The sequence below is a fragment of the Streptomyces enissocaesilis genome (assembly GCF_039533765.1).
GTDB lineage: Bacteria > Actinomycetota > Actinomycetes > Streptomycetales > Streptomycetaceae > Streptomyces > Streptomyces enissocaesilis.
Window position 1 is genome coordinate 147,167 of record NZ_BAAAUD010000014.1, and the last position, 22,508, is coordinate 169,674.

Consider the following 22,508-nt stretch of genomic DNA (forward strand, 5'->3'; position numbering starts at 1 on the left):
AGGATCCGCCTCATGCGCCGTTCCAAAATCGTTTGCACACTGGGTCCCGCCGTCGACTCCCACGACCAGCTTGTGGCTCTGATCGAGGCAGGCATGAGCGTGGCCCGCTTCAACTTCAGCCACGGCACCCACGCCGAGCACCAGGGGCGGTACGACCTGGTCCGCAGGGCCGCCGAGGAGACGGGCCGCGCGGTGGGCGTGCTCGCCGACCTCCAGGGCCCGAAGATCCGGCTGGCGAAGTTCGCCGAGGGGCCGGTCGAACTGGTCCGCGGGGACGAGTTCGTCATCACCGCCGAGGACGTACCGGGTGACAAATCGATCTGCGGCACGACCTACAAGGGTCTGCCCGGCGACGTCTCCAAGGGCGACCCGATCCTGATCAACGACGGCAACGTCGAGCTCAAGGTCACCGCGGTCGAGGGCCCGCGGGTCCGCACCATCGTGATCGAGGGCGGTGTGGTCTCCGACCACAAGGGCATCAACCTGCCCGGTGCGGCGGTCAACGTCCCGGCCCTGTCGGAGAAGGACGTCGAGGACCTGCGCTTCGCCCTGCGGATGGGCTGCGACATGGTCGCGCTGTCCTTCGTGCGCGACGCCGACGACGTCAAGGACGTCCACAAGGTGATGGACGAGGAGGGCCGCCGGGTCCCCGTCATCGCCAAGGTCGAGAAGCCGCAGGCCGTCGAGCACATGGAGGGCGTCGTCATGGCGTTCGACGGTGTGATGGTCGCCCGCGGTGACCTGGCCGTCGAGTATCCGCTCGAAAAGGTCCCGATGGTGCAGAAGCGCCTCATCGAGCTGTGCCGCCGCAACGCCAAGCCGGTGATCGTCGCGACCCAGATGATGGAGTCGATGATCACCAACTCGCGTCCGACGCGCGCCGAGGCGTCCGACGTGGCCAACGCGATCCTGGACGGGGCCGACGCGGTCATGCTGTCCGCGGAGTCCTCGGTCGGGGCGTACCCGATCGAGACGGTCAAGACGATGTCGAAGATCGTCGTCGCGGCCGAGGAGGAGCTGCTCTCCAAGGGCCTCCAGCCGCTGGTCCCCGGCAAGAAGCCCCGTACGCAGGGCGGTTCGGTCGCCCGCGCGGCCGCTGAGATCGCGGACTTCCTGAACGGCAAGGCGCTGGTCGCCTTCACCAAGTCCGGCGACACGGCCCGCCGGCTCTCGCGCTACCGCGCGGCGCAGCCGATCCTGGCCTTCACGACCGACGTCGGCACCCGCAACCAGCTCGCGCTGAGCTGGGGCGTCGAGTCCTTCGTCGTCCCGCACGTGGACAACACCGACGCGATGGTGGAGCTGGTGGACGCCGAGCTGCTCAAGCTCCAGCGCTACAACAACGGCGACACCATGGTCATCACCGCCGGCTCGCCCCCCGGCATCCCCGGCACCACCAACATGGTCCGGGTGCACCACCTGGGCGGCGGCGAGCGCGACTGAGCGACCGAGGCCGTCCGCTTCCGCGGCACATGAACGGAGGTGGCCCGTCCCCCGGTCGGGACGACCGGGGGACGGGCCCTCGCCGTTGTCGCCGCGTTGCCACCGCCGGTGCGGGCCGCGTTCTCAGCCGGTGAGGAAGTTGTGCAGGCCGGGGACCGTGAGGGTGCCGCCGAACTGGCCGGCCTGGGTCACCTCGACGTTCGTGAACATGGCGATCGGGATGTTCAGCGGGGGCGGGGTCCGGGGACTGAACGTGACCGGGATGAGGCCGAAGAGGTTGCCCTTCAGCTCCTCCGTGTACATGGTGACCGTGGAGTCGCGGAGGGTCGACGTGGAGCCCTTCGCGGCCTGCGCGTGCATCGTGGTGCCGCCCGGCCCGACGACCTTCTGGTGCAGGTCCTTGATGTCGGTCTCCACCGCGGTGAACTTCAGGACCTTCTTGACCTTGCCGCTGCCGGTCCTGACCTCGACGATGCCCTTGTAGTCGAGCCCGCGCAGGGTGAGCATCGAACTCTCCAGGATCCACGGGTCGTCCGGCAGGGCCGGGATCCCCTGCTCCAGTTCGGCGTTCGCGAGCGCCTCGGGGTCCGCCGTCGGGCAGGGGAAGGGCTCCTTGCCGCCGGTGCCCGCGGCGGGGCCGTCGGCCGCGGCGTCCGCGCCGTCCGCGCCGTCCTTGACCTCGTCGCCGAGCTCCTCGACCTTCACGCCCGCCTTGTCCGCCGCGTCCTTGATGGCGTCCTTGGTCCTGTCGATCCTGTCGGCCGTGTCGTCCACCGTCTCGCCCACCGGGTTCTCGGCGGCCGGGTCCTTCGGCTCACTCACCCCCGGCTTGCCGGCATCGGGCTTGTCGGCATCGGGCCTGATGGTCGCGGTCTCACCGGTGGCGGGCTTCGGCCCGGAGGGCTCCGGAGCAGTGGTCTCCTCGTCCGGCCCGTCGAGTACGTCCTTGATCGCGTCACCCACACCCAGCGGGTCGAGCGGGTCCCTGGTTTCGCTCTCCGTCGGCGTCGGCGTCGGCGTCGATGTCGATGTCGGGGCAGGCGGCGTGGGCCTGCCCGCCTCCGGCTTCTTGGCGGGCCCGGAGGCCGGCGCGGTGCTGCTCGCACTCGCGCTCGCGCTCGCCGACGGTGTCTCACCCGGCTTCGGGGTCTCCGTCTCCGCGGGCTCGTCCGGCGTCGCACCCGGGCTGGGCGTGGCCGTCGGTGACGAGGGCGCGGCCGAGGGGGACTCGGAGGCGTCCGGGTCAGGAGCGTCCGACCGGGTGACGCAGGGGCCCGGGGCGAACGGGTTCGTCACCTGGTCGTCGGCGAGGGCCGGCTTGGGGGTGAGCGCCATACCGACGAACACCGCCGTGGGCATCGCGGCCAGGGCCATCGCCTTGCCCGCGGGTATCTGCAACTTCGTCAGGAGCGACTTCCTGGGGGCCGCGTGACGCGGCCCCTTCCTCTCACGGGTCCCGTCCCGGCCGGCCGCGGACTGCTCCGTCTCGTCACCCCGCACTGGTCCTCCCGCCATTGGCGTCAACAGATGTGTCGGTCGCGTACGAGCCGTCCTGGCCGGCCCTGAGTCCGGGGTGCGCGGGGCCGGCCGCTTCGCCGTCCGGGTCCGGCCGCTCGCCGGGCACCTCGGTCAGCACGGGGTTCGCCGGCTCGCCCGGAGCCCAGGAGACCGACAGTGCTCCACCGATCAGGGCCAGCAGGAAGCCCACCACCATGCCGCCGAAGTTGGACACCGGAATGGAGACCAGCGCCAGCAGGATCGACGCGATACCGGCGAACACCCGCACGATGTGGTGGAACCACATCGTCAGTCCCAGGGTGATCAGCAGTACGCCGATGATCAGCGAACCCGCGCCCGCTGTGGTGGCCATCGTCAGCGTGAGGTGGCCGAGCGTGACGTGGGCATAGGGGACGTAGGCGATCGGTACGCCCCCGAGCAGCGTGAGCAGCCCCGCCCAGAACGGCCGGGCCCCCCGCCAGGCGCGGAAGCGGAGCCGCCAGTAGGTGAATCCGCGGGAACCTGTGGACTCAGTGCTCATGAAAACAGCTCCCTGAAACGATGTTGCCATGAAGAGAAGGTGGGAACGGGGCGGGTCGGGCGGCCCCAGCGGGCCGCCCGACCCGCCCCCACCGGGGTGCTCAGCCCTTGTAGCACTCGGCCTTGTCACCCGCGGAGAGCCGCAGGCTCAGACCGTTGAGCGTGAACGTTCCGGCCGTGGTGGCCCACGCCTTCTGCTCCACGTTGTTCAGCACGGCGCGGTCCGCCTGCTGGGCGAAACCGTTCTCCTGGATCCTGTCGCCCGGCTTGATCGCAGGACCTCGGCCCCCCGCCTCGCCCGGCTTGGCCGTGTCCTTCGCCGCGACGCCGATGTCGATGTTCGTGAACGTCGCATCCGCGTCGAGCTCGGCGATGTCGAGGTACAGCTCCTTGGCGGTGACGGGGTTGCCCCCGCCGCCCGCCTCGAGCCGCATCGTGACCTTGCCGATGAGAGGCACGTCCGTCACGACGGACTGGCACATCTCCGTGATCTTGGCGTTCTTGAACGCCGAGATCGCGACCGGGCGCAGAACCTTCTTGTCGCCCGTCATTTCCGCGTAGCCCGAGTCGATGCCGCCGTACTGCGCGAAGCCGGTTCCGTCGACCTGCTTGGCCTTGACCTTGAACTGCTGGCCGGAAACGCTGAACGAAGCCGCCAACGCACCCTGCGCGAGGGCGACGCCTATCGCGGCCGTCGCGGCCACACTCGGCACCATGACGACGGCGAACCGCCTCCATCTGGTACCACCACGAACTGCAGACTCCATGACTTTCCTCCTTCTCGGACGTACATCTCCAGTGCGGGCAGGGGCCCGCAGGGGGATGGGAGAAGTGCTACGTCCTCGGGAAGGAGAGCGCCCGCGCCGGAAGCGTGAAACGGCATCCGGCAGACCGGCGATCACCCCCGAGCGACAACCACTGGCCACGCGTTCGCGCAACCTGCTGGACAGGCCCCGCCGTTGTCCGGCAGAGACCCCCCTGTCCACGGCCGGCGCCATCGCCGCCGGCCGGCTCGGTGGGGACCCACGGAACCGCGGCACCGATTGGCTGTCGGGCGGTGCGGTGTTGGACCGAGCGTGGCCGATCGTGGTGCATTCGCAGCCGGTGCACAAGTGGTTCATTACTCACTAGTAACGGCCGTATAACCGAAGTGCGACCGCCCGGCATCGACGGGCCACGGACCGTGCCGTCAAGTGACGGGGAAAACGCAGTGATTGCCGCCCAGAACCGGGCAGACCGACGTCATCGACTTACTGCAAGTAACAGCGGCCGCGATTACCAAGTTTCGGTAAAACGCGGCCGCCTCTTGTCACTGTGTCGGCAAATCAACGAGGGATGCGCCCAAGGGCACCACCGGTCAGAACAGCACCCTCGCCAGGGCCGTCCGCGCCGCCGTCACGCGCGGGTCGTCGCCGCCGATCACCTCGAAGAGTTCGAGCAGCCGCACCCGCGCGGCGTCACGGTCCTCACCGGCCGTGCGGCGCACCGTGTCGATCAGACGCCCGAAGGCGTCCTCCACATGGCCGCCGACCAGGTCCAGATCGGCCGCCGCGGTCTGCGCGGCCATGTCGGACGGATTCTCGGCGGCGTTCTTGCGCACCTGCTGCGGGTCGAGGCCCTGGACGCGCGAGAGGAGTTCGGCCTGCGCGAGGCCCAGCTTGGCCTCGGTGTTGGCGGGGTCGTCGACGAGCACGTTCCTGTACGCCTGGACCGCGCCGGCGAAGTCGCTCGCGTCCAGCGCCCGTACGGCCGCTTCGAGCAGCGCGTCGTACGGACCGGCGGGCTCCTCGGCCGCTTCGGCCGGACCCTCGCCCGCGCCCGCCGCCGGGTCGACGGGGATGCCGGTCAGGCCGAAGCGCTCCTCCGCGACCTGGACCAGCTGGTCCAGCGTCGCGCGGATCTGCGCCTCGGGGGCCGCGCCCTGGAAGAGCGGCAGCGCCTGCCCGGCGACCACCGCGAAGACGGCCGGGATCCCCTGGATCCCGAACTGCTGCATCAGCATCTGGTTGGCGTCGACGTCCACCTTGGCGAGGACGAAACGGCCGTTGTACTCGCGGGTGAGGCGTTCGAGGAGCGGGCCGAGCTGCTTGCACGGCTCGCACCACTCGGCCCAGAAGTCGATGACGACCGGGACTTCGGTGGAGCGCTGGAGGACATCGCGCTCGAAGCCGGCCTCGTCGACATCGATCACCAGACTCGTCGGGGCGACGCCTCCGCCGCCCCCGCCGCTCCTGGCGGCCTCGGCGCGCGCCTGCTCCGCCTTCTGCCGGGCTTCGCCGGCCGCCTTCACCGCGGCGAGGTCGACGACGCCGCTCATGGACATGTTCCTAGGCTGCATGCGTACATCCTCCCCCTATTCGCGCGCGGTAAAGAAAAACTCGTGGCTGCTGCGCCGCCCGTACGTGCCGGCAAGGCCACCGAAGGGCCGCCGGATGCGCGAACCGCGCCCGTCCGCAGCCCCCCGCCGGATTGCGAGGCGTACGGACGAACACGGTTCGAGGTCCCGAGGAGGACCGGGTCCGGCGCGGGGTCCCCACCCTTGCGCCAGTGGTTGTCGCTCTTTCGCTACAGGTCGTAGCGTAACTCGGAAATCCGGCCGCCTCCTCCCCCGATGCCGGTGATCTCCCTCACGGGAACCCTCCGCCGCCCTGCCTACCGACCGGTATGGTCACGATCATGTCGCCGAGCCACACCCCCCGCACCCCTCCTGCTCCTCCCGCTTCCCCCTCCCGTACGGGCCGTCCGCGCAGCGTCGAGGCGCACGCGGCGATCCTCGACGCGACCAGGGCCGCACTGGTGGAGCTGGGCTGGTCGAAGCTGACGATGGGCGACGTGGCGAGCCGGGCCGGTGTCGCCAAGACGACGCTGTACCGCCGCTGGGCGAACAGGAGTGAGCTGGTCGTGGACGCGGTGGCCGTCCTCTTCGACGAACTCCGGCTCCCCGACCGCGGCTCCCTGACGGCCGATGTCGAGGGTGTGGTGCTCCAGTTCGCGGCGCTGCTCGACCGGCCCGAGACGAGGACCGCGCTGATGGCGGTGGTCGCGGAGTCGACGCGCGACGAGGCGCTGCGGGAACGCATCCGCTCGTCGATCGTCGACCGTCAGAAGCGCCTCGTGCTGGTGGGCCGGGAACGCGCGCAGGCCCGCGGGGAGCTGCCGTACGAGGACGACCCCGCCCAGGCGGCCCGTAACGCGGACATGATCTTCGACGTCATCGCCGGCGCCGTCGTCCACCGCGCCCTGGTGAGCGCGGAACCGGTGGACGCCCAGTGGGCGCGCAGCTTCTCGCTGCTGCTGGTCGGCGGCCTGACGACGACCCCGGGGACTCCCCCGTCCCCCCGGGCGTCCACCGGCCCGGCCTGACGACCGGCAACGGGGTCGTCACCGCCGGGCCGGCGGCGCAGCGCCTGCCGCCGGGACTCCTGCGGCCAGGCGCGACCGCCCGAGGCCGCCCTGCCCGCCCGGACCAGCCGGCCGGCCTCGCGCGCCGGCAGCACGCCGCTGCCGGACTGGTGGCAGACGACCGTACGGTCACCGTGTGCGGCCGGGTCCGGCCCGGGCCGCCCGCAGGAGAGCCTCCGCTCATGCGCCTGCGGGGCCGGATCGGCCCGCTGGTCGCGCGGGTTGCGCGGATCGGTGATCGGTACGCCGACCCATCGGCGCGCGAAGGCGGTCGACCCTGCCCCGGAGCCGCCCCACCGCTCCTGCCGCCGGAGCCGGGCGGGGGCCGCGCGAAGCCTGGACGGACTTACGGGGCGGTCCCCCGGAAAGGCTCACCGGCCGCCGCCGGGGCGCCGTGCATCCGACGGCTTGCTTTCCGCGCTCTCAGCCCTGGCTCCGGGAAGGCAGGCAGATCCGGCCGGTCTCGCCGTCGACCTCAAGGGTGATGCACACCTCGGGAATCTGAGGGAGCTTCACCGTAACGCTGTGGCGCACTCCCGCCTCGACCCTCTGGCGCCTGGTGGAGAGGGTCTCACCGTCGATCTCGACGACGACCCCCACCGTCTTCGTCTCCCGGCAGTCCACCGAGCCCGTCACGGTGTCGGCGGAACTCCCGAGCGTCGCCCGGCAAGGCCCTACTTCCACTTTCACTTCCTGCGGCGGCTTGGCCTGCGCAGTGGCGACGCCTGCGCCGAAGACCGGGACACCTGCAAGGAGTACGGCCCCCGCAAGGGTCGCTGAACGCGTGAACACGAAAGCCTCCAGTTTATCCGGCCAGGGAAATCCCCTGTTTTCCGAAGATAACGATCATCTGCGGAAATGCCCGGCAGGAGAGCCGATCGTGTACGTCGGCCGGGTGTGACCCCATCGCGTTGGAAATGACGCGTTCCGCCACGGAAAGCAGGAACCGGAGGACCGGAGGGCCGCCAGCCCTCCTGCCCTCCGGTCCTCCGCCGCCCTCAGAACCCCGGCGGCTCCGTGTAGACCCCCCACTCGTCCCGCAGCACGCCGCAGATCTCGCCCAGCGTCGCTTCCGCCCGTACCGCCGTCAGCATCGGCTCGATCATGTTCGAGCCGTCCCGCGCCGCCGCCAGCATCGCGTCCAGCGACCGGCGGACCTTCGCCTCGTCGCGCGCCGCCCTGCGCTCCGCCAGCGTGCTCACCTGCACGCGCTCCACCTCGTGGCTCACCCGCAGGATCTCCAGGTCGCCCGTCACCGAGCCGTGGTGGCAGTTCACGCCCACCACCCGCTTGTCGCCCTTCTCCACCGACCGCTGGTACTGGAACGCCGACTCGGCGATCTCGCCCGTGAACCAGCCGTCCTCGATCCCGCGCAGGATGCCCGACGTGATCGGGCCGATCGGGTGCTGCCCGTCCGGGTGCGCCCGAAGGCCCCGCTCCCTGATCCGGTCGAAGATCTTCTCCGCGTCCGCCTCGATGCGGTCCGTCAGCTGCTCGATGTACCACGAGCCGCCCAGCGGGTCCGCGACGTTGGCCACCCCCGTCTCCTCCATCAGCACCTGCTGCGTGCGCAGCGCGATCTCCGCCGCCTGCTCGCTCGGCAGCGCGAGCGTCTCGTCGAGGGCGTTGGTGTGGAGGGAGTTCGTGCCGCCGAGGACCGCCGCCAGCGCCTCGACCGCCGTACGCACCACGTTGTTGTACGGCTGCTGCGCGGTCAGCGAGACACCGGCCGTCTGCGTGTGGAACCGCAGCCACTGCGCCTTGTCCGTCCGCGCGCCGTACACCTCCTTCATCCACCGCGCCCAGATCCGCCGCGCCGCGCGGAACTTCGCGATCTCCTCGAAGAAGTCGACGTGCGCGTCGAAGAAGAAGGACAGGCCGGGAGCGAAGTGGTCCACGTCCATGCCCCGGGACAGGCCCAGCTCGACGTAGCCGAAACCGTCCGCCAGCGTGTACGCCAGCTCCTGCGCGGCCGTGGCGCCCGCCTCGCGGATGTGGTAGCCGGAGACCGACAACGGCTTGTACGCGGGGATGGAGCGCGCGCAGTGCTCCATCAGGTCGCCGATCAGGCGCAGATGCGGCTCCGGCTGGAAGAGCCACTCCTTCTGCGCGATGTACTCCTTGAAGATGTCGGTCTGGAGCGTGCCGTTCAGCGCGGCCGGGTCGACCCCCTGGCGCTCCGCCGCGACGAGGTACATGCAGAAGACGGGGACGGCCGGGCCGCTGATCGTCATCGACGTCGTGACGTCGCCGAGCGGGATGTCCTTGAACAGGACCTCCATGTCGGCGGCCGAGTCGATGGCGACACCGCAGTGGCCGACCTCGCCGAGCGACTTCGGCTCGTCCGAGTCGCGGCCCATGAGGGTCGGCATGTCGAAGGCGACGGAGAGGCCGCCACCGCCGTTGGCCAGGATCATCTTGTAGCGCTCGTTGGTCTGCTCGGCGTTGCCGAAGCCGGCGAACTGGCGGATGGTCCAGGTCCGGCCGCGGTAGCCGGTCGGGTGCAGGCCGCGGGTGAAGGGGTACTCGCCGGGCCAGCCGATCCGCTCGAATCCCTCGTAGGCGTCGCCGGGGCGCGGCCCGTACACGGGGTCGACCGGGTCTCCGGAGAGCGTGGTGAAGTCCGCGTCGCGCTTGCGGGCCTTGTCGTAACGGGCCTGCCAGCGGCGGCGGCCTTCCTCGATCGCTTCAGCGTCCATACCTCGAATTTACTAGGACGTCCTAGTAAATGTCGATGGCCCTGCCGCGGGGCATCGGAATGCCACACCGCCACGAGCCGCGCTCGTGACGGTGGAAGGGTCGTACGGGTTACGCCTTCACCGGCGCCGGGCGCGCGTCCGTGATCAGCGAGCGGGCCTCACGGGTAATCTTCGGCTCGACGAAGAACGAGGCGAAGGGGATGCAGCCGGCCGCCAGCACCCACAGCAGCTTCCCGAACGGCCACTTCGCCTTGGTGCCGAGGTCGAAGGCGAAGACGACGTAGATGATGAACAGCACACCGTGGATCTGCGAGATCAGCATGGTGTCGCCCACCTGGAACCCGTACTTGGCGATGATCGCCGCGGTGAACACCAGCAGCCATACGGCGGTGATGTACGCCATCACCCGGTATCGGGACAGCACATTGGACTTCATGGCATCGAGCGTAACCGGACGCGGGGGGAGATCTCCGCGCGGGTCGCCGCCCCGCCGCCGCCCCTACTTCTCCTCGAAGTCGTGCGCCGCCACCCGCAGCGGCCGCAGCATCGCGAAGATCTCCGCGCACTCCTCCGCGTCGTACGCGCCGAGTCCGAAGTCCATCGCCATCAGGTCGCGGGTCGCCGCCTCCACCGCCTCGCGGCCCTTCTCGGTGATCGAGGCGAGCGTGCCGCGCCCGTCGTTCGGGTTCGGCCGCTTGGCGACCAGACCGGACCTCACCAGCCGGTCGACGGTGTTCGTGACGGACGTCGGGTGGACCATCAGCCGCTCGCCGATCTTGGACATCGGCAGCTCGCCCGCCTTGGAGAAGGTCAGCAGTACCAGCGCCTCGTAGCGCGCGAAGGTCAGTCCGTACGGCTTGACGACGGCGTCGACCTCGGCGAGCAGGATCTGGTGCGCGCGCATGATCGAGGTGATCGCGGCCATCGAGGGGACCGGTCCCCAGCGCTGCTGCCAGAGTTCGTCGGCTCTGGCGATGGGGTCGAACGGGAGGCTGAGCGGCTTCGGCACGGCACCGACCTTACCGGCCGGTCACATGGTGAACATCCCCGTCTCGCGCTTCGGTCGTTCCCGCCCCCTGTGCGCCCCGGCACGCCGGACCTCCGCCAGCAGCACCGGTACGGCCACCGCACGCGGGGACTTCCGGACGCCGGTTCCGTGCTGGTGATCAACATTTTCCCGGGGTGGACGGTGGTGGGCCGGGTGGTCGCGCCGGCCATGGCCGCCCGCAGCCGACAGCGCCCTTACGCGCAGGCGGACCGGCGCCGGGCGGGGGCGCGCTGCCGGGTGCTCCCGCCCAGTGCACCCCCGCCCCCTCCCTGCTCTTTCGCCCTTTCGCCCTTCCGTCCCTTCCCTCCCGCCGGTGTCGCAACCATGGGCGTTATGCGTGCTATGCAACGATTGCCCGGTCCGTATCGTCGCCCAGTCGAACCGTCCAAGGGGGCTGGATGTCCGGCCGCAGACCGACCCGTCCGCTCACCGCCGCAGCCGTCGCCTTCTTCGCGCTCATCACCGCCGGCTGCTCCTCCGGCGGCAGTTCCGAGCGGCAGCCGGAGAAGGCCGCCGCAGCGCAGAACCAGGGGCAGAACCGGGACTCGTCCCCGTACTGGGTCGACCCGAAGAGCGACGCCGCCCGCCAGGTCAAGGCGTGGGAGGCCCAGGGCCGCAGCGCCGACGCGGACGTTCTGCGGCGCATCTCCGAGCGGCCCGTCGCCGACTGGCCGGACGGGAACGACCCGGCGCCCGGCATCAGGCGTGCCGTGCGGGGCGCCGCCGAGGACGGCCGGACCCTCGTACTCGTCGCGTACAACATCCCGCACCGCGACTGCGGCCAGCACTCCGCCGGCGGCGCCGCCGACGCCGACGCCTACCGCCGCTGGATCGGGACGTTCGCCGACAGCATCGGCACCACCCCGGCCATCGTGGTCCTGGAGCCGGACGCCGTACCGCACATCGTGGACGGCTGCACCCCGGCCGAGGAACACGACGAGCGCACCGCGCTGCTCTCCGAGGCGGTCGACCGGCTGAAGCAGCAGCCGAAGACCAAGGTCTACCTGGACGCGGGCAACCCGGCCTGGATCGACGACCCCGGCAAGCTGGTCGAACCGCTCAAGCGGGCCGGCGTGGACCGGGCCGACGGCATCTCCCTCAACGTCTCCAACTTCCAGACGGACGAAGCCGTCAAGACGTTCGGCAACCAACTGTCCGGCCTGCTCGGCGGCACCCACTTCGTCATCGACAGCAGCCGCAACGGCAACGGCCCGCTGTCCGGCAGCCGTGACGACGCCTGGTGCAACCCGGCGGGCCGCGCCCTCGGTACGCCGCCGACCGACCGCACCGGCGACCCGCTGCTCGACGCGTTCCTGTGGATCAAGCGGCCGGGCGACTCGGACGGCGAGTGCCGGGGCGGCCCGGCGGCGGGCACCTGGTGGCCGGACTACGCCCTGGGGCTGGCCCGCCGCGCGAAGACCTGAGCGGCCTTCATGTCCTGGACAGCCCTCATGTCCTGAGCGGCCCTCATGTCACGTGGATCCACTTCGCCTCCGACGGCGTCCCCTCGCGGTCCGTGACGAAGAGCATGTACCAGCCGGGCGGCACCAGCGTCTTGTCGTCCGGCACTTCCACCGTCACCTCGCCCTTCCCCTTCTCCAGGCCCAGTTCGATCGAGCGCTGCTCGACGTCCGTGGTGTGCGTGACCGCGCTCGGCCGCATCAGCCTGGCCCGCTCGATCCGCTCCGGGTGCGCCGTCTTGAACGTCGCCGTCCCGGAGGCGGCCAGCTCGCGCGGCCCGGCCCCCAGCACCGGACGCAGTGCCTTGTCCCGGTAGAGGTACGGCGGCGTGTAGACCTCCATCCGCTGTTCGAACTTGCCGAGCTTGGTGTTGTCCTTGTCGCCGAAGAGGGAGTCGGAGCCGAAGGTGACCACCCGGCCGTCCGGCAGCAGCAGCGCCTCGGAGTGGTAGTTGCGGCCCACCGTCGGCTCGGCCGCCTCCTTGAAGGCGTTCGCCTTCGGGTCGTAGAACTGCGCCTTGAGGATGTTGCTGGCGCCGCGCCCCCGGTAGTCCCGCGATCCGCCGCTGGTGAAGACGGTGTCGTCCGGCATGATCACGCTGTTCAGGTACCGCGTGCCCTGGGGGAGCCGGGGCCCGGACTCGAAGGCCGGGTTCTCCTCGTTCAGGTCGATGATCGCCGTACGGCCCGTCGCCTTGTCGGACTCGCCGACGCCGCCGCCGCCGAGGATCATCACCCTCTGGTCCTGCGCGGGCGGCAGGACCAGCGAGGCCGCGGTCTCGGTCTGGTCGAGGTCCGTGAGCCCGCCGACCTTCTTGAAGGTGTTCCTCTCCAGGTCCCAGATGCCGGGATCGCGGCCCTTCTCGGCCGGTCCGTACCCGGCGTTCGCGCCGGAGTAGAAGAGCTTGCCGCCCTTGGTGAGGAAGAGCGCGGGGTACGTGGGGAAGTACCGGAAGGGCGCCTTCGACCACTTCTTCGTCTCCGGGTCGTAGTACTCGTTGTCGCCGGACAGGATCGCGCCGACGTCGTCGAGCCCGGAGACGGCGAGCACCCTGCCGTCCTGGAGGGTGACCAGCGTCGGGTACCAGCGGGCCTCCTTCATCGGGTCGACGGGGATGTACTTCTCCGCCTTCGGGTCGAACTCGTACGCCGCCCTGATCCCCTGGAAGTCCTGCTTGTCCATGGTGATCGCCTCGGCGAGGCCGTACGCGTTGTCGGCGTCCTCGCCCTTCAGCCCCTCGATCTCGTACTGCGCGGACTCCTTGGTGACGGCCTGCGGACCCTCCTCCAGGGCCTCGACGAAGACCCGGGCCTCGGCCGCGGTGACCTTGGTCTTCCAGGGCAGCATGCGCCCGCTCTTGGCGTACGAGACCTTGAACTCGCGCTTGGCCTTCGGCACGGTCACGTCGAACTTCGAGACGTACACGACCCCCGAGGGCGAGCGGAAGCGGGTGCCCTTCTTGAAGGTGACGGGCTTGTCGGGGTTCTCGTTCTTGACGCGCATTCCGCCGCCGGCCCGCATGACCCCGTCGCCCAGCACCTCGTAGCGCGCGGTGCCGCCCGCCACCAGCAGCCGCCCGTCGGGCAGCTGGGCGTGCCCGGCGCAGAAGAAGTCCTCGGGGGTCGGGACCAGCTCGAAGGAGCCGTCCCGGGGGTCCCACAGGACCGTCTCGAAGGTGCCCTCGTCGAACTTCTTCTGCTCGTTGCCCGAGCCCGCGATGATCAGCACCTTGCCGGTGTGGAGCAGGGCCGCGTGGATCGCGTTCGTACGGTACTTCTCGGGGATGTCGACGACGGCCCAGGAACCGTACCTCGCCTTGTAGGCGGGCTGGGCGATCTTGTACGCGTGGTACTTCTCCTCCGCGAAGGACAGCGCCGCCGGGGCGTTGAGTCCCGCGAGCACCACGACGGCTCCGCCGCCCATCAGCGTCTTCTTGAACTTCTTCGTGGGCCGGTAGGCCATGGTCTCAGTTCCCTCCGGTCGTCGTGGCGAACGCGGGCTCCGGCTCCTCGCCCGGCACCGTGCCGCTGCCGGCCTCCTTCACGGCCCTGACGCCCTTGAGGGCCGCGCGCTCCCGGGCCGAGGTCCAGCACCACACACCGACCGGCGAGAGCGAGACGACCAGCGCCAGTACGGCCCAGGTGCGCATCGCCGCATGGGTGTGGCCGAGGACCACGGACGCGATCAGCGAGCCGACCAGCACCACCGCCCAGGACAGGTGGATGCGGAAGGTCAGCAGCCGGTCGGGGCTCGCCGCGCCGCCCTTGGGCGTGACCACGAACCTGCCGTGCGTGCGCAGCACCGCCGAGCCCAGCGACTTGGCGTAGATCGGCGCGCAGAGGGCGGACATCGCCATGCCGGCCAGGCCGCCGGAGCCCTCGGGCTCGTGCGGCGAGACGTTGTGGCGCCGGTTCCACAGGTACAGCCCGATCTGGAGGGCGGCGGCGTCGCTGTAGAGCATCAGCCAGACCGAGGACGAGACCTCGGTGCCGGACGCGCCGAACCACAGGAACAGGACGCAGCTGAGGATGCCGAGCAGCCAGTTGACCGCGGTCATCGGGTAGTAGACGAGCATCAGCGTGTAGGTGAGCAGCCGGCCCGGCGGCACCCTGAAGGGCGCCTTCCAGAACTGCTTGAACAGCGTCTCGTACGTCCCGCGCGACCACCGCAGCTGCTGCGTGAAGAAGTCCGTCCAGGACGACGGGCCCTCCCCGACGGCGAGGACGTCCGGGGTGTAGACGGACCGCCAGAAGCGCCCGGTCTCCGGGTTCCTCCGGCGGTGCAGCTCGAAGCCGGTGGCCATGTCCTCGGTGATCGAGTCGTACAGGCCGCCGACCTGCTTCAGCGCCCTGACGCGCACGACGTTGTTGGTGCCGACGAACATGGGGGCTCCGTAGCGGTTGCCCGCGCGCTGGATCAGGGCGTGGAACAGGAACTGCTGCGACTCCGCCGCCTTGGTGACGCAGGAGGTGTAGTTCCCGTACACCTGCGGCCCGACGACGAAGGCGACGTCCGGGTCGCGGAAGTAGCCGAGCATCCGCTCCAGGAAGTTGGGGAGCGGCACGTGGTCGGTGTCGACGGAGGCGAAGAAGTCGTAGGCGTCGCCGTGCATGGCGATCCAGGCGTTGTAGTTGCCGTGCTTGGTCCTCGCCCGGTGCGGGCCCTTCCTGGTGTTCCACTCGGGTATGCCGCTGCGGCTGAAGTGCCTTACGCCCAGCCGGGCGCAGAGCGCCTTCGCCTGCTCGTCGTCGCCCTCGTCGAGGAGCCAGATGTCGAGCATCCCCTCGTGCCGGAGCCCGACCGCGCCTTCGAGCGTGGCCCGCACCATGGACAGCGTCTCCTTGCCCGGTACGTACGTCGTGAGGAACGCGATCCGGGTCCCCGGCTCGGGCGTCACCGGCACCGGGTCCCGGGCGACCATCGTGGCGTGCGCGATCGACACCACGTTGACCAGCATGAAGAACATGATCAGGCCGATCGAGACCAGCATCACCGCGTCCAGGTGGACCAGCCAGCGCTCACCTCCCTCACGTTCGGTCCAGTGAGTGGGCCAGACGAGGTAGACCAGCAGGAGCGCCGAGAGCAGCGGGGCCAGGGTCATCAGCAGCACCGCTCGTATTCGGTGCGGCTCCTGCGCCATCAGACTTCGGTACTGCACCCGGTACGCGCCGGCACACGGCTCCGTCAGTGGCCCGGCAAGCCTGCTGTGGGTCTCATAGTCGTAGCCTTCCGGCCGCACTGTGCCTCCAGCAGTCGAACGTGTTCGTAACACCACACAAAGGGACGCGGGGCGGTGTGTCGAACCGGGTCGTCCGAGCGGGCGGTTTTATCATCCGGCCGCGCACGGCGGACGGCCGGAACACGCACGACGAAGCCCCCGGCCGCCGTGCGGCGGCCGGGGGCTGTCGGCGGAGCCGGGTCAGGGCGTCCGGACGGCGGTCAGGCACCCAGATGGCGCTCCACCGTTTCGACCTTGGAGGTCAGGCCGTCGGTGACACCGGGCCGGATGTCGGCCTTCAGGACGAGCGACACGCGGGGCGCACGGGCCTCGACGGCGGCGACGGCCCGCTTGACGACGTCCATCACCTCGTCCCATTCCCCCTCGACCGAGGTGAACATCGCGTCGGTGCGGTGGGGCAGACCGGACTCGCGGACCACGCGCACCGCGTCGGCGACGTACTCCCCGACCTCCTCGCCCACGCCCAGCGGGCTGACGGAGAAGGCGACGATCATGCGCCGACCACGCCTTCCTTGCGGGCGCGGGTGGCGATGACCGCGTCCTCGGCCTCGCGCTTGAGGCGCTTGTCGGCGAAGAAGCCGCCGGTCGGCAGGACCGACATGAGGAAGTAGAAGGCCGCGGTCCCCAGCGGCCACTTGGTCCGGTTCCAGGCGTCGGCCCAGAAGAGGACGTACAGGACGAAGAGCAGACCGTGGATCGCGCCCATGACGGGGACCGCGTTGAATTCCGTGGTGCGCTTGAGCACCGAGCAGACGAGCAGCAGCAGGAAGGAGACCGCCTCGGGTGCGGACACCAGGCGGAGGCGGCGGAGTGCGGAAGCGGTCTTGATGTCCACGGAGGGGCAACCTTCGTCGTCGTGGGAACGGGTCGTCGATCTTGTGAATGTGCGCACAAGCTCGTTCCCATTGTGGCAGCCCGCTTTGCCACCTCTTTGTCAGGGTCGGGGACGCGGGTACCGTCGCTCCCGTGGCTCAGTTCCGACTCCAAGGCAGCAAGGTGCTCGCCGTCGACATGACCGGTGACGCCGTCAAAGCGAAGAACGGCTCGATGGTCGCGTACGACGGCCACATGGCCTTCAAGAAGATGTCCGGCGGCGGTGAGGGCATGCGGGGGATGGTGACCCGGCGCCTGGCCGGTGAGCAGATGACCGTGATGGAGGTGAAGGGCCACGGCACGTGCTATTTCGCCGACCGCGCGAGCGAGATCAACCTCGTCTCGCTGCGCGGCGAGAAGCTGTACGTCGAGTCCAGCAACCTCCTCTGCACGGACGCGGGCCTGCGCACCGGCACCTCCTTCACCGGGCTGCGCGGCGGCGCGACCGGGGGCGGCCTGTTCACCACGACCGTGGAGGGCACCGGGCAGGCGGCGATCATGTCGGACGGCCCGGCGGTCGTCCTGCGCGTCTCCTCCTCCTACCCGCTCCAGGTCGACCCCGGGGCGTACATCGCGCACCAGGGCAACCTCCAGCAGCACTTCCAGTCCGGCGTGAACTTCCGCACGCTCCTCGGTGAGGGCTCGGGCGAGGCCTTCCAGATCCGGTTCGAGGGCGAGGGGCTCGTCTACGTGCAGCCGAGCGAGCGCAACACCGTCGGGGGCGATGCCTGATGCCGTTCCGCGAGATCAACTCGAAGATGGTCGAGGCGCGGGTCGCGCCCGGCCAGAAGATGTTCAGCCAGCGCGGCGCGATGCTCGCGTACCAGGGCGACGTCTCCTTCACGCCGAACCTGCAGGGCGGCCAGGGCGGCGTGATGTCCATGATCGGCCGCCGCGTCGCCGACGAAGCCACGCCGCTCATGACGGTCGAGGGCTCGGGCACGGTGCTGTTCGGCCACGGCGGCCACCACATCCAGGTGATCAACCTGGCCGGCGACACCCTCTGCGTCGAGGCGGACCGCCTCCTGGCCTTCGACGGCACCCTCGTCCAGGGCACGATGTTCATGGGCTCTCAGGGCGGCGTCATGGGCATGGTGCGCGGCCAGGTGACCGGCCAGGGCCTGTTCACGACGACCCTCAGGGGCCACGGCGCGGTAGCGGTCATGGCGCACGGCGGAGTGATCGAGATCCCCGTCTCACCCCGGCGCCCCGTCCATGTCGACCCGCAGGCGTACGTCGCGCACCACGGCGACGTACGCAACAAGCTCTCCACCGCACTCGGCTGGCGCGACATGGTGGGCCGCGGCTCGGGCGAGGCGTTCCAGTTGGAGCTGTCCGGCCAGGGCGCGGTGTACGTACAGGCCTCGGAGGAGAAGCTTTGAACACCCCCGTGCCCGCGGGCCCCGTCGTCCTCGACCCGCATTCACTCCCCTCCGACGGCAACGTCAACCCGTACACCTTCTGCGTGGAGCTCACGGGGGGCCAGTGGTTCCTCCAGAAGGGCAAGATGATCGCCTACTACGGGCGCATCGACTTCAACGGCATCGGCCACGGCCGCTTCGACCGCCTCGTGCGCACCAGCTTCCACTCGCCGCTGCACGCGAGCGACTGGGTGGTGGCGGAGGGCCAGGGCAAGATGCTGCTCGCGGACCGCGCGTTCGACGTCAACTCCTTCGACCTCGACAACGGCAACCTCACCATCCGCTCCGGCAACCTCCTGGCGTACGAGCCGACGCTCGCCCTGAAGCAGTCGATCGTCCCGGGCTTCCTCACCCTCATCGGCACCGGCACGTTCGTGGCGGCCTCCAACGGCCCGGTCGTCTTCATGGAGCCGCCGATCCGGGTGGACCCGCAGGCCCTGGTCGGCTGGGCGGACTGCCCGTCCCCCTGCCACTACTACGACCACGGTTACATGACCGGCGTGATGGGTGGAATCCGGTCACTGACCGGCCTTGGCGGCACGTCGGGCGAGGAGCACCAGTTCGAGTTCGTGGGGGCCGGTACGGTCCTGCTCCAGTCCACCGAACTCCTCATGGCCGAGCAGGCCACGGGCTCCGTCCCGTCCGAGCCCGGGGTGCCCGGCGGCCACGGCGCGGGACAGGGCCAGGCCGGCGGCGCACCGCGCCTTCCCGGTCAGCTGGGGGACCTCCAGCGTCGCTTCGGCCTGTGAGCGGTAGTCTGCGGAGTGTGACGTCGAACGTCTGCGCCCTTGTCGCGTACCGGCGTCACGTTCCGTGACTTCGTCCAGAATTCAACTTCTTAGGTAGAATCCATATATGGAGACCGAGACGGCCACCCCCTGGCTGACCGATGCCGAACAGTGCGCCTGGCGTACCTATCTGGACGCCAACCGGCTGCTGACCTACCAGCTCGAAAAGGATCTTCAGCCGTACGGGCTGACCATCAACGACTACGAGATCCTGGTCAACCTCTCCGAATCCGACGACCGCCGGCTGCGGATGAGCGACCTCGCGACAGCGACCCTCCAGTCCAAGAGCCGGCTCTCCCACCAGATCACCCGCATGGAGAGCGCGGGGCTGGTCCGCAGGGAGAACTGCGAGTCCGACCGCCGCGGGCTGTACGCCGTACTGACCGACCAGGGCAGCGCGACCATGAAGCAGGTCGCTCCGCACCACGTGGAGTCCGTGCGCCGGCACTTCATCGACATGCTCTCCCCCGAGGCGCTCGCCCGGATGAAGGACGCGCTGTCCCCGGTGGTCGAGCAGTTGCGCGGCCGACGGGGAAAGATCTAGGCAGTCGGCGGACGCGGCACGAAGAGAGCGCCGTCACGCGCCCGGTCCCCGACCCGCCCCCCGCACCACTCGGCCCCAGGGGGCCTCACGGGCTTCGGCCCGCCGCGCCGGACTCCGTCCGCCGGCACGGGCGCCGCACCGCTCGGACCACCGCCGTCAGAAATCCCCCGGAGCAGCAGGCAGACGCAACGTGAAGAGAGCGCCGCCACGCTCCCCTTCATTCACGGTCAGCGCACCACCGTGCCGCGTCGCGACATCACGCGCGATCGCCAGACCGAGCCCCGCGCCACCGTCGTCGCGGGTGCGCGCGTCGTCCAGCCGTACGAACCGCTCGAAGATCCGCTCGCGCTCCGCCGCCGGAACCCCCGCACCGTCGTCCGCGACCCCGACCACCACCGCGCCACGATCACCGCGTACGGACACCTCGACGGAACTCCTCGCGTGGCGCTGCGCGTTGTCGAGCAGATTGCCGAGCACCCGCGCCAACTGCCCGCGTGATCCGGCCACTTCGAACGCGCCCCCGCCCACAACCGTCACCGGCACCCGGTCGGCCCGCTGCGAGACCTCCTCCCGCACCAGCGCCCCCATGTCCACGCGCCCCGGCCCCGGCCGCTCCCCCGCATCCAGCCGGGCCAGCAGCAGCAGGTCGGCGGCCAGCCCCTGGAGCCGTACGGTGTCCCGCACCGCGCCCTCCACATCGAGCAGCTCCGGGTGCGCCGCGCCCACTTCCAGCTGCGTCCGCAGCGAAGCGATCGGACTCCGCAGCTCGTGCGACGCATCGGCGACGAACCGCCGCTGCCGCTCCACCGAGGCCTCCAGCGCCGCGAGCGTCTCGTTGGTCGTCACCGCCAGCCGCGCCACCTCGTCGTGCGTGTCGGGCTCCGGCACCCGCCGCGACAGGTCCTCGGAGGCGGTGATCGCGGCCATCTCGCGCCTGATCCCCTCCACGGGCCGCAGGGACCGGCGCGTCACGAGCCAGGTGACCCCGGCCACCACCACGAGCAGCGCCGGCAGGCCGATCAGCATGGCCTCCCGCACCGTGCCGACGGCGTCCTGCTCGGGAGCCAGCGGCGCACCGGCGTACACCGTGACGGTCTCGCCCCGGGGCGTCGTCGCCTCGACGGCGGCGAACCGGTAGTCGGCCCGGTCGCCGTCCACGGTCGCGCTCCCCGACGACAGCCGGGGGTCGTCACCCGAGACCTCTCCCCGCCCGGGGTCGTCGCCGTCACCGTCCCCCGCGCCGCCCCCGACCCTGACCTCGGGGCTCCCGGCCCCCTCGATCGCCTCCAGGTCCTCGCTGACGGCCACCACCTTCCCGTCCTCCCCCACCACCTGCCCGGGACGGCCGTCGGGCCACTCCACATCCGCGTACGGACGCCCCACGGCCACCTGCGAGGCCACGTTCTGGGCGTCGGCCTCGGCCTGGAGGTCGGCCTGGTCGATCAGGTTGGCCCGCAGCACCAGCAGCACGGCCAGCCCGGCGGCCACCAGCGCCACCGCGACGACCACGGTCGCCCCGAGCGCCGCCCTGGCCCGTACCGACCCGAAGAGCCGCCTCATCCCGCCACCAGCCGGTACCCGGCGCCGCGCACCGTCTGAATCCGCTCCGCTCCCAGCTTCCGGCGCAGGGCGCTCACGTACACCTCGACGATGTTCGGATCGCCTTCGTAGGCGAAGTCCCACACGTGCTCCAGGATCTGCGCCTTGCTGACGACCTCGCCGGCCCGCACGACGAACTGCTCCAGTACGGCGAACTCCTTGGCCGTGAGCACGACTTCGTCCTCCCCGGCATACACGCGCCGGCCGGCGGTATCCATCCGCAGGTTCCCCACCGCGACCACCGGCGAGGCCCCGGCGCTCGCCCGCCGCCGCAGCAGCGCCTTGACCCGGGCGACGAGAACCACGTACGAGAACGGCTTCGTCAGGTAGTCGTCGGCGCCCGTGTCGAGCCCCTCCGCCTCGTCGTACTCCCCGTCCTTGGCGGTCAGCATCAGGATCGGCACGTCATTTCCCGCGGCCCGCAGCGCCGCGCACACCCGGTACCCGTTCATGCCGGGCAGCATGATGTCCAGGATGACGAGGTCGTACGAGCCCTCCCCGGCCCGGTGCAGCCCTTCGAGCCCGTCGTGCACCACATCCACGGCGAAGCCCTCGGCGGTGAGCCCCTTGGCCAGGGCCACCGCGAGCCGCCTCTCGTCCTCCACGATCAACAAGCGCATGCGCCAAGGTTCGCAAACCGAACCTGAAGACGCCTTCAGCCGGCTTCAGCCGCCCTTCAGCATCACTCGGCCAGGTTGGTCCCCGTAGCGACCGACCACTCTGGAGGAACCCTCATGAAGCGCAAGCTCGTCATCGCCACCGCCGCCACCGCCCTGCTCTTCGGCGGCACCGCGACCGCGTTCGCCACGTCGGACGACGACGCGAAGCCGGCGCCGGCCACGAGCACGATCACCCTCGACGAGGCGACGGCAGCGGCCGTGAGGTCCACGCCGGGCACGGTCGCCGGCGCCGAACTGGACGGCGACGACCCGGTCTGGGAGATCGACGTCTTCGGCGAGGACACCAAGTGGCACGACGTGGAGGTGGACACCAGGACCGCGAAGGTGGTCCACGTCCACACCGAGGACGACGAGGACCGCGACCGGGCCCCGAAGAACGCGAAGGTCACCATGGACGAGGCCGTGGCGGCGGCCCTCGAGGCCCAGCCGGGCACGCTGACGTCCATCGGCCTGGACGGCAACGCCTGGGAAGCCGAGGTCCGGTCCGAGGGCGGCAAGCAGCACGAGCTGAACATCGACGCGACCACAGCCAAGGTGACCCCGGACCAGGACGACGCGGACGACGCGGACGACGACAACGACTCCGACTGACGCCGACCACCCCGCAGACCGCCCACCGGCGTGAGCGGGCGGGACGCGCGGGGGCGGTGGCCGGGACGTGCCGCGCTCACCCGGGGGCGCCCCCGGCCTCCCGGCCGGAGCCCCCGGGGCGCGCGGCACCCGCACCGCACCGCCCACCGGCGCGAAGGGGCGGGACGCACGGGGTGCCCGGGT

22 protein-coding genes are annotated in these 22,508 nt (G+C 70.6%); 8 read left to right on the forward strand and 14 right to left on the reverse strand.

Features of this window, described 5'->3' with window-relative positions:
* The first annotated feature begins 12 nt into the window (after positions 1–12).
* The gene (gene pyk, locus ABD374_RS07680) at positions 13–1,443 is read left to right on the forward strand and encodes a pyruvate kinase (RefSeq protein ID WP_344492740.1); all 1,431 of its coding nucleotides are present in this window, start codon (positions 13–15) and stop codon (positions 1,441–1,443) included.
* A gap of 123 nt (positions 1,444–1,566) precedes the next feature.
* On the opposite strand, the gene ABD374_RS07685 is transcribed toward pyk, so the two are convergent.
* The 4 genes from ABD374_RS07685 to ABD374_RS07700 form a co-directional block, all read right to left on the reverse strand.
* On the reverse strand, positions 1,567–2,943 hold the full coding sequence (locus ABD374_RS07685) for a hypothetical protein (protein ID WP_344492969.1): 1,377 nt from the start codon (positions 2,941–2,943) through the stop codon (positions 1,567–1,569).
* Positions 2,933–3,481, reverse strand: coding sequence for a DUF6114 domain-containing protein (locus ABD374_RS07690; RefSeq protein ID WP_344492743.1), 549 nt, complete (start codon positions 3,479–3,481; stop codon positions 2,933–2,935). Before ABD374_RS07690 ends, ABD374_RS07685 begins: the two co-directional genes overlap by 11 nt.
* A gap of 100 nt (positions 3,482–3,581) precedes the next feature.
* Entirely contained in the window at positions 3,582–4,247 is a 666-nt protein-coding gene (locus tag ABD374_RS07695) for a DUF6230 family protein (protein ID WP_344492746.1), read from the reverse strand.
* Between the two features lie 590 nt (positions 4,248–4,837).
* Positions 4,838–5,818 carry a tetratricopeptide repeat protein gene (locus tag ABD374_RS07700; protein WP_344492748.1) on the reverse strand — a complete coding sequence of 327 codons (981 nt, stop codon included), beginning with the start codon at positions 5,816–5,818 and terminating at the stop codon, positions 4,838–4,840.
* A gap of 338 nt (positions 5,819–6,156) precedes the next feature.
* Here ABD374_RS07700 and ABD374_RS07705 point away from each other — a divergent pair, with 338 nt between their 5' ends.
* Positions 6,157–6,843, forward strand: a complete 687-nt coding sequence (locus ABD374_RS07705; protein ID WP_344492750.1) for a TetR/AcrR family transcriptional regulator — start codon at positions 6,157–6,159, stop codon at positions 6,841–6,843.
* 462 nt (positions 6,844–7,305) lie between these two features.
* Here ABD374_RS07705 and ABD374_RS07710 read toward each other — a convergent pair whose 3' ends face one another.
* The 4 genes from ABD374_RS07710 to ABD374_RS07725 form a co-directional block, all read right to left on the reverse strand.
* Positions 7,306–7,566, reverse strand: coding sequence for a hypothetical protein (locus ABD374_RS07710; RefSeq protein ID WP_344492752.1), 261 nt, complete (start codon positions 7,564–7,566; stop codon positions 7,306–7,308).
* Between the two features lie 314 nt (positions 7,567–7,880).
* Complete coding sequence (icmA, locus tag ABD374_RS07715; RefSeq protein ID WP_344492755.1) at positions 7,881–9,581, reverse strand: coenzyme B12-dependent isobutyryl-CoA mutase large subunit; 1,701 nt, start codon at positions 9,579–9,581, stop codon at positions 7,881–7,883.
* 109 nt (positions 9,582–9,690) lie between these two features.
* Entirely contained in the window at positions 9,691–10,017 is a 327-nt protein-coding gene (locus ABD374_RS07720) for a DUF3817 domain-containing protein (protein ID WP_344492757.1), read from the reverse strand.
* Between the two features lie 63 nt (positions 10,018–10,080).
* Positions 10,081–10,590: a MarR family winged helix-turn-helix transcriptional regulator gene (locus ABD374_RS07725; RefSeq protein ID WP_344492760.1), complete on the reverse strand. Its 510-nt coding sequence runs from the start codon at positions 10,588–10,590 to the stop codon at positions 10,081–10,083.
* Positions 10,591–11,027: 437 nt separating this feature from the next.
* Here ABD374_RS07725 and ABD374_RS07730 point away from each other — a divergent pair, with 437 nt between their 5' ends.
* On the forward strand, positions 11,028–12,053 hold the full coding sequence (locus tag ABD374_RS07730; protein ID WP_344492763.1) for a glycoside hydrolase family 6 protein: 1,026 nt from the start codon (positions 11,028–11,030) through the stop codon (positions 12,051–12,053).
* A gap of 43 nt (positions 12,054–12,096) precedes the next feature.
* Here the strand turns inward: ABD374_RS07730 and glxA are convergent, their stop codons facing one another.
* The 4 genes from glxA to ABD374_RS07750 all read right to left on the reverse strand — a co-directional run bounded on the left by glxA (position 12,097) and on the right by ABD374_RS07750 (position 16,664).
* Entirely contained in the window at positions 12,097–14,052 is a 1,956-nt protein-coding gene (gene glxA, locus ABD374_RS07735; protein ID WP_344492766.1) for a radical copper oxidase GlxA, read from the reverse strand.
* Positions 14,053–14,056: 4 nt separating this feature from the next.
* The gene (locus ABD374_RS07740) at positions 14,057–15,829 is read right to left on the reverse strand and encodes a glycosyltransferase family 2 protein (RefSeq protein ID WP_344492769.1); all 1,773 of its coding nucleotides are present in this window, start codon (positions 15,827–15,829) and stop codon (positions 14,057–14,059) included.
* 200 nt (positions 15,830–16,029) lie between these two features.
* Positions 16,030–16,323, reverse strand: a complete 294-nt coding sequence (locus ABD374_RS07745) for an MTH1187 family thiamine-binding protein (protein WP_344492772.1) — start codon at positions 16,321–16,323, stop codon at positions 16,030–16,032.
* The gene (locus ABD374_RS07750; protein WP_344492775.1) at positions 16,320–16,664 is read right to left on the reverse strand and encodes a DUF3817 domain-containing protein; all 345 of its coding nucleotides are present in this window, start codon (positions 16,662–16,664) and stop codon (positions 16,320–16,322) included. Before ABD374_RS07750 ends, ABD374_RS07745 begins: the two co-directional genes overlap by 4 nt.
* Before the next feature lie 131 nt (positions 16,665–16,795).
* On the opposite strand from ABD374_RS07750, the gene ABD374_RS07755 reads away from it, so the two are divergent.
* From ABD374_RS07755 to ABD374_RS07770, 4 genes are all read left to right on the forward strand, one after another.
* Positions 16,796–17,434, forward strand: a complete 639-nt coding sequence (locus tag ABD374_RS07755) for an AIM24 family protein (RefSeq protein WP_344492778.1) — start codon at positions 16,796–16,798, stop codon at positions 17,432–17,434.
* Entirely contained in the window at positions 17,434–18,084 is a 651-nt protein-coding gene (locus ABD374_RS07760) for an AIM24 family protein (protein ID WP_344492781.1), read from the forward strand. The genes ABD374_RS07755 and ABD374_RS07760 overlap by 1 nt, the downstream gene beginning before the upstream one ends.
* On the forward strand, positions 18,081–18,872 hold the full coding sequence (locus tag ABD374_RS07765) for an AIM24 family protein (protein WP_344492784.1): 792 nt from the start codon (positions 18,081–18,083) through the stop codon (positions 18,870–18,872). The genes ABD374_RS07760 and ABD374_RS07765 overlap by 4 nt, the downstream gene beginning before the upstream one ends.
* A gap of 106 nt (positions 18,873–18,978) precedes the next feature.
* Positions 18,979–19,455: a MarR family winged helix-turn-helix transcriptional regulator gene (locus ABD374_RS07770; RefSeq protein ID WP_344492787.1), complete on the forward strand. Its 477-nt coding sequence runs from the start codon at positions 18,979–18,981 to the stop codon at positions 19,453–19,455.
* A gap of 156 nt (positions 19,456–19,611) precedes the next feature.
* Here the strand turns inward: ABD374_RS07770 and ABD374_RS07775 are convergent, their stop codons facing one another.
* Positions 19,612–21,015, reverse strand: a complete 1,404-nt coding sequence (locus ABD374_RS07775) for a sensor histidine kinase (protein WP_344492790.1) — start codon at positions 21,013–21,015, stop codon at positions 19,612–19,614.
* Positions 21,012–21,674: a response regulator transcription factor gene (locus ABD374_RS07780; protein WP_344492793.1), complete on the reverse strand. Its 663-nt coding sequence runs from the start codon at positions 21,672–21,674 to the stop codon at positions 21,012–21,014. Before ABD374_RS07780 ends, ABD374_RS07775 begins: the two co-directional genes overlap by 4 nt.
* Positions 21,675–21,788: 114 nt before the next feature.
* Here ABD374_RS07780 and ABD374_RS07785 point away from each other — a divergent pair, with 114 nt between their 5' ends.
* Positions 21,789–22,325 (forward strand): PepSY domain-containing protein, encoded by a 537-nt coding sequence (locus ABD374_RS07785; RefSeq protein WP_344492796.1) that lies wholly within the window; start codon positions 21,789–21,791, stop codon positions 22,323–22,325.
* Positions 22,326–22,508: the final 183 nt, after the last annotated feature.

What these genes read in the sequence shown, in the direction of transcription:
- pyk (WP_344492740.1), top strand. Translation starts at nt 13, where the DNA reads ATGCGCCGTTCCAAAATCGTTTGCACACTGGGTCCCGCCGTCGACTCC.
- ABD374_RS07760 (WP_344492781.1), top strand. Translation starts at nt 17,434, where the DNA reads ATGCCGTTCCGCGAGATCAACTCGAAGATGGTCGAGGCGCGGGTCGCG.
- icmA (WP_344492755.1), bottom strand. Translation starts at nt 9,581, where the DNA reads ATGGACGCTGAAGCGATCGAGGAAGGCCGCCGCCGCTGGCAGGCCCGT.
- ABD374_RS07780 (WP_344492793.1), bottom strand. Translation starts at nt 21,674, where the DNA reads ATGCGCTTGTTGATCGTGGAGGACGAGAGGCGGCTCGCGGTGGCCCTG.
- ABD374_RS07785 (WP_344492796.1), top strand. Translation starts at nt 21,789, where the DNA reads ATGAAGCGCAAGCTCGTCATCGCCACCGCCGCCACCGCCCTGCTCTTC.
- ABD374_RS07720 (WP_344492757.1), bottom strand. Translation starts at nt 10,017, where the DNA reads ATGAAGTCCAATGTGCTGTCCCGATACCGGGTGATGGCGTACATCACC.
- ABD374_RS07690 (WP_344492743.1), bottom strand. Translation starts at nt 3,481, where the DNA reads ATGAGCACTGAGTCCACAGGTTCCCGCGGATTCACCTACTGGCGGCTC.
- ABD374_RS07770 (WP_344492787.1), top strand. Translation starts at nt 18,979, where the DNA reads ATGGAGACCGAGACGGCCACCCCCTGGCTGACCGATGCCGAACAGTGC.
- ABD374_RS07745 (WP_344492772.1), bottom strand. Translation starts at nt 16,323, where the DNA reads ATGATCGTCGCCTTCTCCGTCAGCCCGCTGGGCGTGGGCGAGGAGGTC.
- ABD374_RS07700 (WP_344492748.1), bottom strand. Translation starts at nt 5,818, where the DNA reads ATGCAGCCTAGGAACATGTCCATGAGCGGCGTCGTCGACCTCGCCGCG.
- ABD374_RS07730 (WP_344492763.1), top strand. Translation starts at nt 11,028, where the DNA reads ATGTCCGGCCGCAGACCGACCCGTCCGCTCACCGCCGCAGCCGTCGCC.
- ABD374_RS07705 (WP_344492750.1), top strand. Translation starts at nt 6,157, where the DNA reads ATGTCGCCGAGCCACACCCCCCGCACCCCTCCTGCTCCTCCCGCTTCC.
- glxA (WP_344492766.1), bottom strand. Translation starts at nt 14,052, where the DNA reads ATGGCCTACCGGCCCACGAAGAAGTTCAAGAAGACGCTGATGGGCGGC.
- ABD374_RS07695 (WP_344492746.1), bottom strand. Translation starts at nt 4,247, where the DNA reads ATGGAGTCTGCAGTTCGTGGTGGTACCAGATGGAGGCGGTTCGCCGTC.
- ABD374_RS07775 (WP_344492790.1), bottom strand. Translation starts at nt 21,015, where the DNA reads ATGAGGCGGCTCTTCGGGTCGGTACGGGCCAGGGCGGCGCTCGGGGCG.